This is a genomic window from Sphaerisporangium sp. NPDC049457 (assembly GCF_055586705.1).
In genome coordinates this window covers 141,527-154,119 of record NZ_JBVJHR010000002.1, presented here as the reverse complement: position 1 = coordinate 154,119, position 12,593 = coordinate 141,527, and the positions used below count along the sequence as shown (strand labels likewise).

Annotated in this window: 7 protein-coding genes; 5 read left to right on the top strand and 2 right to left on the bottom strand. The window is 74.1% G+C overall.

Annotation, left to right across the window (positions count from 1 at the left end; translation table 11 throughout):
* Positions 1-63 precede the first annotated feature (63 nt).
* Positions 64-4,941: an ATP-dependent helicase gene (locus ACZ6QO_RS04070; protein WP_465847460.1), complete on the top strand. Its 4,878-nt coding sequence runs from the start codon at positions 64-66 to the stop codon at positions 4,939-4,941.
* Between the two features lie 359 nt (positions 4,942-5,300).
* On the opposite strand, the gene ACZ6QO_RS04065 is transcribed toward ACZ6QO_RS04070, so the two are convergent.
* The gene (locus ACZ6QO_RS04065) at positions 5,301-5,966 is read right to left on the bottom strand and encodes a M15 family metallopeptidase (RefSeq protein WP_465847458.1); all 666 of its coding nucleotides are present in this window, start codon (positions 5,964-5,966) and stop codon (positions 5,301-5,303) included.
* A 404-nt stretch (positions 5,967-6,370) separates the two neighbouring features.
* On the opposite strand from ACZ6QO_RS04065, the gene ACZ6QO_RS04060 reads away from it, so the two are divergent.
* The gene (locus ACZ6QO_RS04060) at positions 6,371-7,849 is read left to right on the top strand and encodes a glycoside hydrolase family 3 protein (RefSeq protein ID WP_465847456.1); all 1,479 of its coding nucleotides are present in this window, start codon (positions 6,371-6,373) and stop codon (positions 7,847-7,849) included.
* Between the two features lie 167 nt (positions 7,850-8,016).
* Here the strand turns inward: ACZ6QO_RS04060 and ACZ6QO_RS04055 are convergent, their stop codons facing one another.
* Entirely contained in the window at positions 8,017-9,195 is a 1,179-nt protein-coding gene (locus tag ACZ6QO_RS04055; RefSeq protein WP_465847454.1) for an ROK family transcriptional regulator, read from the bottom strand.
* 234 nt (positions 9,196-9,429) lie between these two features.
* Between ACZ6QO_RS04055 and ACZ6QO_RS04050 the strand changes: the two genes are divergently transcribed.
* Genes ACZ6QO_RS04050 through ACZ6QO_RS04040 form a run of 3 tightly spaced genes read left to right on the top strand, consistent with a single transcriptional unit; the run spans position 9,430 to position 12,582 of the window.
* Positions 9,430-11,313, top strand: coding sequence for an endonuclease/exonuclease/phosphatase family protein (locus tag ACZ6QO_RS04050; RefSeq protein WP_465847452.1), 1,884 nt, complete (start codon positions 9,430-9,432; stop codon positions 11,311-11,313).
* Between the two features lie 20 nt (positions 11,314-11,333).
* The gene (locus tag ACZ6QO_RS04045) at positions 11,334-11,783 is read left to right on the top strand and encodes an RrF2 family transcriptional regulator (RefSeq protein ID WP_465847450.1); all 450 of its coding nucleotides are present in this window, start codon (positions 11,334-11,336) and stop codon (positions 11,781-11,783) included.
* Between the two features lie 7 nt (positions 11,784-11,790).
* On the top strand, positions 11,791-12,582 hold the full coding sequence (locus ACZ6QO_RS04040; protein ID WP_465847448.1) for a DNA-formamidopyrimidine glycosylase family protein: 792 nt from the start codon (positions 11,791-11,793) through the stop codon (positions 12,580-12,582).
* Positions 12,583-12,593 lie beyond the last annotated feature (11 nt).

The following is a 12,593-nucleotide window of genomic DNA, read 5'->3' as shown; positions in this document are numbered from 1 at the left end:
CGTTCGCGCACGTCAGGTGGACGGGTGGCGCGTTCTGTCGGTGGCGGGTTGCATGATGAAGCGGTGACCGGATCCGCGCTCGACCACTTCTCTCCGGTGACCCGGCAGTGGTTCACCGACGCCTTCGCCACACCCACGTCCGCGCAAGAGGGGGCGTGGCGGTCGATCGCCCGCGGTGACAACACCCTCGTCGTCGCCCCCACCGGGTCGGGCAAGACGCTCGCCGCGTTCCTGTGGTCGCTCGACCGTCTCGCCGCCGAGCGCGTGGCCGCCGGCCCGCCGCAGGCCGCGCCGGGGGCGAAGGGGCGGCGGGCACGAGAGCAGGGCACCGCGCGGCGGTGCCGGGTCGTGTACGTCTCGCCGCTGAAAGCGCTGGCCGTCGACGTCGAGCGCAACCTGCGGGCTCCCCTCACCGGCATCAAGCAGACCTCGCGGCGCATGGGGCTTCCCGCCCCCGAGATCTCGGTGGCCATCCGGTCGGGCGACACGGCGGCGGAGGACCGCCGGCGCTTCGCCGCCGCCCCGGCGGACATCCTGATCACCACGCCCGAGTCGCTCTACCTCATCCTGACCAGCAGGGCCCGTGACGCGCTGCGCGACGTCGAGACGGTCATCGTCGACGAGGTGCACGCGGTGGCGGCCACCAAGCGCGGCGTCCATCTCGCGCTGACCCTCGAACGGCTCGACGCCCTGCTGGCCCGGCCGGCGCAGCGCATCGGCCTGTCCGCCACGGTGCGTCCCGTGAGCGAGGTGGCGACGTTCCTGGGCGGCGCCCGGCCGACGACGGTCGTCCAGCCGCCTTCAGAGAAGGTCATCGAGGTCGACGTGGTCGTCCCCGTGGAGGACATGACCGAGCTCGACACCGCCCCCCGGCAGGGGCCTCCGGCCGATCCCGAGGCGTCCTTGCTGGAGCCTCCGGCGCGGCGGTCCATCTGGCCTCACGTGGAGGAGCACCTGCTCGGCCTCATCCAGGCCCACCGTTCGACGATCGTCTTCGCCAACTCCCGCCGCCTGGCCGAGCGCCTGTGCGCCCGCCTCAACGAGCTGGCCTTCGAACAGGCGACCGGCGGCGGCCCCGCGCCCCTGCCTCCCGACGACCTGTGGACGACCACGCCCGGCGGCGCGCCCGCGTCCCCCGCCGGCGCACGGCCGGGCATCCCGCCGGGGCCGTCGGCGTCGTCCGCCGCTCCCGCCGAGATGATGGCGCAGGCCGGCGCGTCCGCCGGCGTGGTCCCAGAGATCGTCCGCGCCCACCACGGGTCGGTCTCCAAAGAAGAGCGCGCCCAGATCGAAGAGGCCTTGAAGTCCGGGCGCCTGCCCGCCGTGGTCGCCACCTCCAGCCTCGAACTGGGCATCGACATGGGGTCGGTCGACCTGGTGGCCTGCGTCGAGGCGCCGCCGAGCGTGGCCAGCGGCCTGCAGCGCATCGGCCGGGCCGGCCACCAGGTGGGCGCGGTCTCCAAAGGCGTGATCTTCCCCAAGTACCGCGGCGACCTGCTGCAGACGGCCGTCGTCTCCGAGCGCATGAAGACCGGCGAGATCGAGGAGATGCGCTATCCGCGCAACCCCCTCGATGTGCTCGCGCAGCACATCGTGGCCATGTGCTCGCTGGACGAGTGGACCGTCGACGAGCTGGAGGCCCTGGTCAGACGGGCCGCCCCGTACGCCACGCTGCCGCGCAGCGCGCTGGAGGCCACCCTCGACATGCTGGCCGGCCGCTATCCCAGCGAAGAGTTCGCCGAGCTGCGCCCGCGCGTCGTGTGGGATCGCGTGACCGGCCGGGTCACCGGCCGTCCCGGCGCCCAGCGCCTGGCGGTGACCAACGCCGGCACCATCCCTGACCGCGGCATGTTCGGCGTCTTCCTCGCCGGAGGCGACACCGGACGCGGCGGCAGGCGGGTCGGCGAGCTGGACGAAGAGATGGTGTACGAGTCCAGGGTGGGCGACGTCTTCGTCCTCGGGGCCACCTCCTGGCGCATCGAAGACATCACGGCCGATCGCGTGCTCGTCTCCCCCGCGCCCGGCCAGCCGGGCAAGCTGCCGTTCTGGCACGGCGACACCCCGGGCCGTCCCGCCGAGCTGGGCCGGGCCCTCGGCGCGTTCACCCGCGAGCTGTCCGAGGGCAGGACCGACCGCCTCACCGAGGCGGGGCTCGACGCCTTCGCCACCGCCAACCTGCTGTCCTACCTGGCCGAGCAGCGCGAGGCCACCGGTTACGTCCCCGACGACCGCACTCTGCTCATCGAGCGCTTCCACGACGAGCTCGGCGACTGGCGGGTCGTCGTGCACAGCCCCTTCGGCGCCCGCGTCCACGCGCCCTGGGCCCTGGCCATCGGCAGGCGGCTGCGCGAGCGCTACGGCGTGGACGTCCAGGCCCTGCACTCCGACGACGGCATCGTGCTGCGCATCCCCGACACGCTCGACGGCGCGCCCACCGATGTGGCGGTGTTCGACGCCGACGAGATCGAGCAGATCGTCACCGAGGAGCTCGGCGGGTCCGCGCTGTTCGCCTCCCGGTTCCGCGAGTGCGCGGGCCGCGCCCTGCTGCTGCCCCGCCGCAACCCCGGCAGGCGCTCGCCGCTGTGGCAGCAGCGCCAGCGCGCCGCCGGCCTGCTCAAGGTCGCCAGCCAGTACGGCTCGTTCCCCGTGGTTCTCGAGACCATGCGCGAGTGCCTGCAGGACGTCTTCGACGTGCCGGGTCTTGTGCGTCTCATGCGCGACGTCGCCGCCCGCCGGGTGCGCGTGGTCGAGGTCGAGACCACCCAGGCCTCGCCGTTCGCGGCCTCGTTGCTGTTCGCCTACGTCGGCGCGTTCATGTACGAGGGGGACGCGCCGCTCGCCGAACGCCGCGCCCAGGCGCTGTCGCTGGACACCCACCTGCTCGCCGAGCTGCTGGGCGAGGCCGATCTTCGCGAGCTGCTCGATCCCGACATCGTGGCCGACACCGAACGCGAGCTGGCACGGCTGGACCGTCCGCTGCGGGACGCCGAAGACCTCGCCGACCTGCTGCGCACCCACGGCCCGCTGCGGCCTGAGGACATCGCCGTGCGGGGCGGCGACCCAGGCTGGGCGGCCGATCTCGAAGCGGCCCGGCGGGCGATCCGCGTCCGGGTCGCAGGAGCCGAGCAGTGGGCGGCCATCGAGGACGCCGCCCGGCTGCGCGACGCGCTCGGCGCGCCGCTGCCGATGGGGGTGCCGCACGTGTTCCTCGAGCCGGCGGCCGACCCGCTGGGCGACCTGCTCGCCCGGCACGCCCGCACGCGAGGTCCCTTCGCCGCCGCCACGGCCGCGGGCCGGTTCGGCCTGGGCGTCGCCGTCGTGGCCGACACGCTGCGGCGGCTGGCGTCCTCCGGCCGGGTGGTCTCCGGCGAGTTCCGGCCGGGCGGCTGGGGCGAAGAGTGGTGTGACGCGGGGGTGCTGCGGCTGCTGCGCCGCCGGTCGCTGGCCCGGCTCCGCAAGGAGGTCGAGCCGGTCCCTCCGGAGGCGCTGGCCGCCTTCTCCGCGGCCTGGCACGGCATCACCGAGGGCCGCTCCGCTCGCGGCATGGACGCCCTGGTGCACGCCATCGAGCGGTTGCAGGGCGCCGCCGTGCCCGCGTCGGCGCTGGAGACGCTGGTCCTGCCGAGCCGGGTGCCCGGTTACGAGACGGCTCTGCTGGACGAGCTGACCGCCTCGGGCGAGGTCCTGTGGTCCGGTCAGGGGGCGCTGCCCGGCGGCGACGGCTGGGTCGCCCTGTTCTTCGCCGACACCGCCCCGCTGCTGCTGCCCGCGCCGGCCGCGATCACGCTGACCCCCTTGCACGAAGAGATCCTCACGGCGCTGGGCGGCGGCGGCGCGCTGTTCTTCCGCGATCTTTCGGCGCGCGCGGGTTCGCTCGACGACACCGCGCTCGCGGGCGCCCTGTGGGATCTCGTGTGGTCCGGGCAGGTCTCGGGGGACACCCTCGCGCCGCTGCGCGCGGCGCTCGGCTCCGGCCGGCCCGCGCACCGGCCCACGGCGACCCGCCGGCGAAGGCCCGTGCTGCCGACGCGGGCGGGCCCACCTACGGTGAGCGGCCGCTGGTGGCTGCTGCCCGAGGTCGCGGGCGACGTCACCGAGCGCGCCCACGCGCAGGCCGAGGTGCTGCTCGAACGGCACGGCGTGGTCACCAAGGGCGCGGTGGCGGCCGAGCGCCTCACCGGCGGGTTCGCCGGCGTCTACCCGGTGTTCCGCGCGTTCGAAGAGACCGGCCGGTGCCGCCGCGGCTACTTCGTGGAGGGCCTGGGCGGCGCCCAGTTCGCCCTCGCCGGCGCCGTCGACCGCATGCGCGCCTCCGCCGCCACCCTCGCGCGGCTCACCCCCGCCGACTTCGGCGACGCGCCGCCCGTCCCCCCTCCCTCGTTCCCCGACACCAGCGAATGGAGCACCGGCACCGCCTCGTCCGTCCCTCCGGGTGAAGCCGGAAGCCCTTACGGCCGGTCGGGTGGCGGCGGAAGCCCTTACGGCCCATCCGATCAGGGGGAAAGCCCGTACGGCTCGCCCGGTCAGGGCGGAAGCCCTTACGGTTCACCTCCGCCGAGTCGTGCGGCGGTGGAGCGGCGGGCGGTGGTGCTGGCGGCCACCGACCCGGCCAGCCCATACGGGGCGGCGCTGCCGTGGCCGGCGCATCCGGGCGACTCGACGCACAAGCCCGGCCGCAAGGCCGGAGCGCTGGTGGTGCTGGTGGACGGCCGCCTCGTCCTGTACGTCGAGCGCGGCGGAAAAACCCTGTTGTCCTTCGCCGACGACGACCGTCTGCAGCCGGCCGTCGACGCCCTGGCACTGGCCGTGCGCGACGGGGCGCTCGGGAAGCTGACGGTGGAGAAGGCCGACGGCGCCGCGATCGTCGACTCCCCCCTCGCCACCGCCCTGGAAGCGGCCGGCTTCCACCCCACCCCCCGCGGCCTCCGCCTGCGCGCCTGAGGGGGGCCACGAAGGTTTACCGGTTCGCCCGGCATACGGCGTCGTCGCCCGGATACGGCGGCGCCGTTCCTCACCCCCGCCGGCCCAGCTCCGTGCGACGGGCACCATGGCGGGGCAGTTCGGTCATGAAAGAGACATCTCCGTCGACTGGACGGACCTGCCGGCAGTGACCATGTCCGGGCTGCGACCTGATCACCTACTGTGACCGAAGACCTCGTCGTTTGTCACTCATAGAAGCGGGAAGGTCCGAACGCCTTCGTCCCCGTCCTTGATCAGTATCGCGAGACCGTCCGAGCGCTGATCATCTCACCGTTCCACTACGGCGGGACCTGAGGCGTGAACACCTCGGACCAAGCGCGTCAGGCGAGGGGGCGGGGGCCGTAGAGGGCGGTGGGGGCGCCGGTGGTCATGGCCCAGTAGCGGTCGCCGTAGGACCAGTGCCACCACTCGGTCGGGTAGTTGACCAGGCCCGCCGACTCCAGGGCCGTACCGAGGATCTTGCGGTTCTGGCGCGCGGCCGCCGAGATGTTCGGGGCGTCGGTGTAGCAGGCGCCGTCGCTCTGCTCGGGGTTGGCGTTGACCGGGGTGCCCATGTCCAGCTCGGCGCCGTCGTCGGCGGCTAGGGTGAGGTCGACCGCCGCGCCCGCCGTGTGCGGCGCGACTTCGATGGGCGACACGTACCGGCTGGCCGCGACGTGCAGTTCCTCGGGTGACATCCGCGGGAACGCCGTCCGCAGTTCGTCCTTGTACTCCTCGAAGTACCGCCGCTGCAGCGCGGGAGGCCGGTAGCCCTCGACCACGAGCAGCCGGTAGCCGAACGGGAGCTGCCGCTGCGCGTCCTCCAGCCGCCGCAGCAGCCCCTCGCGCAGGTGGGCGTAGGCGCCGGCGGGGTCGGCGAGCCTGCCGTCCACACTCAGCACGCCGCGCGCGTCGGCCAGCGCCTCACCGTTCTCCTCGACGGGGATGGAGGTCACTCGGGGGTCAGAGATGAGCACGATATTGCGCATGACCAGCAAGTCTGACATGACCGGCTTCTTGCCTTTTCTTGGTGGTCCCCCTCACGCCCGGCGGGCGCCTGACCGCCGCCCCTTCCCGCGTCGCCGCTGACGCACGACCAGCCCGGGTCCAGACGATGGTCACCGCGGCGACCCGATGGCGGGCCGCGGCGCCACCTCGTCCAGGAGGACGCCCTTGCCGGTCTCGGCGGCCGCGCGCGGCCGTCCCTCTCGTCACGATCCGCTCGCGGGGTTTTTTTTAAGAAAGTTTCTTGTTAGTTTGTCTGCAGTCACCCCCGGGCAGGAGGGGCGCGGTCCCGACGGGAAGCCGGGAATGGAGAACCCGGCATGGTCTCGGGCCTGGTCGCCGGCGCCGTGAAAGGCTGACGTCAGCGGCCTGCCCGCTCGTCGCAACGAAGGAGTCGAGTACAACCATGTCTGAGTTCTCCGCGGGCGCGTCCCAGGGCGCGTCTCCCGTGGGCGGCGACCGGGGGCTGCGCCGCCTCGCGGCCGGCACGCTCCTCGCCGCCTTCCCCGGGACCATCGCCCCCGACTGGATCCTGCGCGATCTGGAGGACGGCCTGGGCGGGGTGACGCTCTTCGGCTTCAACGTCGCGGGAGCCGAGCAGCTCGCGGACCTCACGGCGCGTCTGCGCGAGGCGGGCGACCCGGTCGTCAGCCTGGACGAGGAGGGCGGCGACGTCACGCGGCTCGCCTACCACGTCGGCAGCCCCTACCCGGGCAACGCGGCGCTCGGCGCGGTGGACGACGTGGAGCTGACCCGCCGGGTGTACCGGTCGATCGGCGGCGACCTGGCGCGCTGCGGCGTCAACCTGGACATGGCCCCCGACGCGGACGTCAACACCGCCGACGACAACCCGGTCATCGGCACCCGTTCGTTCGGCTCGGACGCGGCCCTGGTGGCGCGGCACACCGTGGCGGCCGTCGCCGGGCTGCAGGCCGCGGGCGTGGCCGCCTGCGTCAAGCACTTCCCCGGGCACGGAGCCACCCGGCAGGACTCCCACCTGGAGATCCCCGTGGTGGACGTCTCGCGCGAGGTGCTGTGGGAGCGTGAGCTCGTCCCCTTCCGCGCCGCCATCGAGGCCGGCACAAAGTCGATCATGACGGCGCACGTGCGGGTCCCGTTCCTGACCGGCACGGCGCCCGCCACGCTCTCGGCGCCCGCACTGACCGAGCTGCTCAGGGGTGAGCTCGGTTACTCCGGGGTCGTCGTCTCCGACGCCCTCGACATGCACGCGATCACCGAGAGCTTCGGGCTCGGCGGCGGCGCCGTGCTGTCGCTCGCGGCGGGCTCCGACCTGCTGTGCCTCGGCCCGCTGCCGACGCGCGAGCAGATCGAGGCCATCAAGGACGAGATCGTCGCGGCGGTGCGCGACGGCCGGCTGCCGCTCGCCCGCCTGGAGGAGGCCGCCGAACGGGTCGCCCGGCTGCGCGGCTGGTTCGGCGCGCCCCGCGAGGAGGCCAGGGACGGCAACGTCATCGGCCTGACCGCGGCCCGCCGGGCGGTGCGGCTGTCGGGCACCGCGGCCCCGCTGGTCGACCCGTTCGTCGTCGAGGTGGACACCCCGCCCACGATCGCCGTCGGCGACGTGCCCTGGGGGTTCGCGCCCTGGCTGCCGGAGGCCGAGATCGCCCGGGTCAAGCCGGACGCCGCCGACGCGGCCGGCCTGCTCGAACGCGCCCGCGGCCGGTCGCTGGTGATCGTGGTGAAGGACGCCCACCGCCACCGGGCGAGCCAGGAGATCGTCTCGGCGCTGCTCGCGGGCCGTCCGGACGCGATCGTCGTGGAGATGGGCCTGCCGATCTGGCGGCCCTCGGCCGGGGCGTACATCGCGACGTACGGCGCCGCCCGGGCCAACGCCCAGGCCGCCGCCGAGCTGCTCACCGCCTGACGCCCCCGCCACCGGGCGGCCGGCGCGGGTCGCGCGGCTCCGGCATGACGGATCACACCGGGAACTCGGCCGCCGGAACACGACGGGCGGCCTCCGGCGGCGATCAGAACGGGAAGGGGCTCAGCGCGACGGGCGGCCTCCGGCGGCGACCGGAAAGGGGAAGGGGCTCAGGAGGTGAAGATCTCTTCGCGGGCCTGGTCGAGGGCGGCGAGGACGGCGCCGCGCAGCACGGGGCGGCCCTTCACCTCGCTGGCCACGACCTCCGGCCTGATCGGGCAGATGCGCGCCACCGCCTCCTCGACGCGGTGGGTGAGCGCGGCTCCGCCGGCCCGGCCGATCTCGCCGTTGAGCACGACGAGGGCCGGGTCGAGGACCACGCACACCGAGGCGACACCGAGGGCCAGGCGGTGGGCCAGCTCGTCCAGGAACGCCGCGCCGGCGTCCCCGTCCTCGACGGCCGCGCGGACGGCGTCGGCCGCCGACCCGCCCGCGAAGCCGTACGGCCCGGCCAACTCGGCCACGGCCTCGGCGCTGATCAGCGCGTGCAGGCCGCCGGCGAGCGCGGGCATCCTGCCGGGGACGGCCTTGACGTCCTCGGCCAGCGGCACCCCGGGGACCGGCAGGTAGCCGATCTCGCCCGCGCTGCCCGAACGCCCGCGGTGCAGCCTGCCGCCGAGCACGACGGCCAGGCCGACGCCGCGTTCGACCCACAGCAGGACGAAGTCGTCGACGCCCTTTGCCGCTCCCTCGGCGCGCTCGGCGATCGCCGCGAGGTTCACGTCGTTCTCTATGGAGACCGGCCGCCGCAGGTCCTGGGCCAGGGCCTGGTGGCTGCCCTCGTGCCAGCCCGGCAGGTCGAAGGAGAACCGGACGTCGCCGGTGCGGGGGTCGACCACGCCAGGGGTGCCGATCACGATGGCCTTGAGGCGGGAAAGCGCGACCTTGCCCGAGCGGCAGGCCTTCACCACCGCGTTGTGCACCAGCGCGACCGGATCGTCGTGCCCATTGGGGGAAAGACTCGACTCCGCCACGATTTCGCCATTGATATCGGCGATGGCGGTGGTCACCCTTTCGGGTCCGACATCGAGCCCGGCCACATAGGCCGACGACGGAATCACCCCGTAAAGGGCGGCATTGGGCCCCCGGTTACCGGCCTGCTCCCCGACCACCTCGACCAGGCCTCGCTCTTCCAGCCTCGACAGCGTCTGGGAGGCGGTGACCTTCGACAGGCCGGTCATCTCGCCGATCTGGCCCCTGGTCAGCGGGCCGGAGGCGAGCAGCAGCTCCAGCGCGGCCCGGTCGTTGATCTCCCGTAGCAACCTGGGCACGCCAGGACGTCGCTCCATCACAGGCTTTCTTGTCGTCGGTCCCCGTTGGTCTCATCACAGAACACGCGAGCGGCGTTGAACAACCAGTGCTCAGTAAAGCTTCCTGCCAGTTTAGCGGCAGGGTCTCCGCGTGAAAGGCCGCCGCGCCTCCGGTGTCACTCCGGCACCGCCCTCCGCTGTGCGGTGCCGCTCCCCCTTGCGTTCGCGGCGGCATTGACCCGAGGATCACTCATGTCTTTCTGAGGAGCATTCATGGGCGCCGCCACCACCGACACCTCCCCCGCCTCCCGGATCCCGCTCCGCCCGCTCACCGCGCACCACAGAACGGTGATCGCCCTGGCCCTCGGCGTCGTGCTGTTCGCCGACCTGCTCAGGGTCTTCCTGCCGTCGCTGATCACCCTGTTCGGCCGGGCGGGCGACACCCCTCCCGAGCGGATGGGACTGTACGCGGCGCTGTGGTTCGTGATCCCGTTCGCCGCGGCGCCCGTCGCCCGCCGATGGGGGGCGCGGCCGGTCGCGCTCGGCGGCGCCGTCGCGCTCGTGGCGGCCCGGCTGGCGCTCCAGGCGACCGACGGCGGAACCCCCCAGCTCTATCTGTCCAGCGCCGGCGTCTCGTGCGGCCTGGTCCTCCTGTACGGGTGCGCGCTCACCGCGCCCCGCAGGGCCGTCCCGGCCGGCCTGGCCGCCGGGCTCGCCGCCTCGGCCATCGCCCACCTCGCCCTCGGGCAGGTCGACCTCGTCTGGCGGGACGGCGTCCTGCCCTGGCTCGCCGTCATCGCGCTGGGAGCGGCCTTCCTGTGGCTCATGCGGCGGCAGCCGCCGGCCGGCGACCCCGCCCCGGCGGGGGTGTGGTTCGCGTTCGGTCCTGCGGTGGCGCTGCACGGCATGTACCTGGCGACGATCGGGCTGGCCGAGCACCCGGGCGGGGAGCAGGCGGGCCCGTGGCGGATCGCCGTCGTCGCGGCCGCGCTGGTCTGCGGCCAGTTCATGATGGCCTCCTACGCCGCGCGTCCCCCCTACCGGCGCTGGGTCGTCATCGCGCTGCTGCCGGCCGGCGCGGTGTCGCTGGCCGTCTCCTCGGCCCTGCCGTTCGCCCTGCTCACCGCGGTCGCGCTCGGCGGGTGCCTGGGACTGGCCGGCCTGCCCCGGCCGCCCGCGCCCGCCCGGCGGGGCGGGATCGCGCTGCTGGGCGGGATGCTGGTGTTCCTGGTCGCCGTCTTCCTCTACTACGCCGGTTACGACGCCGATCTCGGCTTCCCCAACGGGGTCATCCCCGTGCTGCTCGCCGCGGCGGTCGCCGCGGTCGCGGGCGCGGCCGTGCGCGGTCGCGCCGTCCAGCACACCGGCCGCCCGAGACCCCGGTTGCCCGCGGTCGCGGCGCTGGTCACGGCGGCCGTGGTGGCCGCGCTCACCTGGCGGCCCCTGCCGCAGGTACGGCCGGCCACCACGGACGAGTTCACGCTGATCGCCTACAACATCCGCATGGGGTTCGGGCTGAAGGGCACCCTGGACCTGGACCGGGTGGCCGCCTGGGCGCGCGGCGAGCGGCCCGACGTCGTCCTGCTCAGCGAGGTGGACCGGGGGTGGCTGCTCAACGGCGGCCACGACGACCTGGCGCGCGTCGCCCAGGGGCTCGGCATGCGCTATCACTTCGCGCCCGCGGCCGACCCGCTGTGGGGCGACGCGATCATCACGAACCTGCCGGTCCGGTGGGTCACCTCCCACCCGCTGGGCAGGCACGACTACCCCACCGGTGCCCAGGCGCAGGCGGCCGTCGTCGAGGTGGCGGGCAAGGAGGTAGGCGTCATCGGCACCCACCTGCAGGCGCCGCCCGGCCAGGCGCCCGAGGTGGCCGCCATCGCCCGGGATCTGGCCAGGGGCCGGCCGGTGCTGCTGGCGGGCGATCTGAACACCAGGCCGGGCGATCCCGCGATGCGCGTCCTTGAGGCGGCGGGCCTGTCGGACCCGCTCACGGCGCTCGGAAACCCGCTCACCTCCCCCGCCGACGCCCCGGTGGAACGCATCGACCACGTGCTGGTGAGCCCGGGCCTGACGGTGACCGCGGCCCGCGCGCCGGGGGTCGGGTTCTCAGATCATCGGCCGATAGTGGTCCGGTTGCGCGTAACCGGGGTTTAGCAGGCGGGATAATCGACAACATGCGTCTCTCCGCCCGTGTCGACTACGCCCTTCGCGCCGCCGCCGAGCTGGCCGCCGCCGGCAGCGGCCCCACCACGGTGGGCGAACTGGCCAAGGAACAGGAAATGCCCCCGAAATACCTGGAGAACATTCTGCTCCAGATGCGCCGGGCCGGGCTGGTCCGCGGCCAGCGCGGCCCCGAAGGGGGGTACGTCCTCGCCCGGCCGGCGGCCGAGATCACCCTGGCCGACGTGATCCGCGCCGTGGACGGCCCGCTGGCCAACGTCCGCGGCGAGCGGCCCGAGCACGTCGGTTACCGGGGAGCGGCCCGCTCGCTCCAGCAGGTGTGGATCGCGCTGCGCGCCAGCGAGCGCGCCATCCTGGAGGAGGTCACCCTCGACCAGATCGCCTCCGACACCCTGCCCGAGCGCGTGATGGAGCTGGTCGCCGACCCCGCCGCCTGGGACTGACGGCGCGATGCCCGAGGGGGACGCCGTCTACCGCACCGCGGCCAGGCTGCGCGCCGCGCTCGACGGGCGGGTGCTGACCCGTTCGGACTTCCGGGTCCCCCGGCACGCCACGGCCGATCTGTCCGGCCGCGCGGTGCTCACCACCGCCTCCCGGGGCAAGCACCTGCTGACCAGGGTGGCGGGCGGCCTCACCGTCCACACCCACCTGCGCATGGACGGCAGCTGGCGGGTCGAGCGCGCCGGGGCGCCGCTGCGCGCGGGACACCTGATCAGGCTGATCCTCGCCAACGAACGCTGGCAGGCGGTCGGCATCCGGCTCGGCATGGTCGACCTGCTGCGCACCGACCAGGAGGACCAGGTCGTCGGGCACCTCGGCCCCGACCTCCTCGACCCCGGCTGGGACCAGGAGATGGCGGCGCGAGCGGCGCGCAACATCGCGGCGCGGCCGGAGACGACGATCGGGGAGGCGCTGCTCGACCAGCGCAACGTGGCGGGCATCGGCACCATCTGGCGGGCCGAGACGCTGTTCCTGTCGGGGGTCTCGCCGTTCCGGCCGGTCGGAGAGGTGGCCGACCTGACGGGAATGATGGGGCTGGCCCACCGGCTGATGGACGCGGGAAAGAACGAAACGGGCGGTCCGGTCACCACCGGCGACAGGCGCCCCGGACGGCGGCTCTGGGCGTACGGCCGGGCCGGGCGGCCCTGTCTTCGCTGCGGCAACAGAGTGATCGGCGGCGAGCTCGGGGCGCGGCCATACGAAAGAGCGGTCTTCTACTGTCCCTGGTGCCAACCCCGTTGACGGGCACGGTC

What these genes read in the sequence shown, in the direction of transcription:
- ACZ6QO_RS04040 (WP_465847448.1), top strand. Translation starts at nt 11,791, where the DNA reads ATGCCCGAGGGGGACGCCGTCTACCGCACCGCGGCCAGGCTGCGCGCC.
- ACZ6QO_RS04045 (WP_465847450.1), top strand. Translation starts at nt 11,334, where the DNA reads ATGCGTCTCTCCGCCCGTGTCGACTACGCCCTTCGCGCCGCCGCCGAG.
- ACZ6QO_RS04065 (WP_465847458.1), bottom strand. Translation starts at nt 5,966, where the DNA reads ATGTCAGACTTGCTGGTCATGCGCAATATCGTGCTCATCTCTGACCCC.
- ACZ6QO_RS04060 (WP_465847456.1), top strand. Translation starts at nt 6,371, where the DNA reads ATGTCTGAGTTCTCCGCGGGCGCGTCCCAGGGCGCGTCTCCCGTGGGC.
- ACZ6QO_RS04050 (WP_465847452.1), top strand. Translation starts at nt 9,430, where the DNA reads ATGGGCGCCGCCACCACCGACACCTCCCCCGCCTCCCGGATCCCGCTC.
- ACZ6QO_RS04055 (WP_465847454.1), bottom strand. Translation starts at nt 9,195, where the DNA reads ATGGAGCGACGTCCTGGCGTGCCCAGGTTGCTACGGGAGATCAACGAC.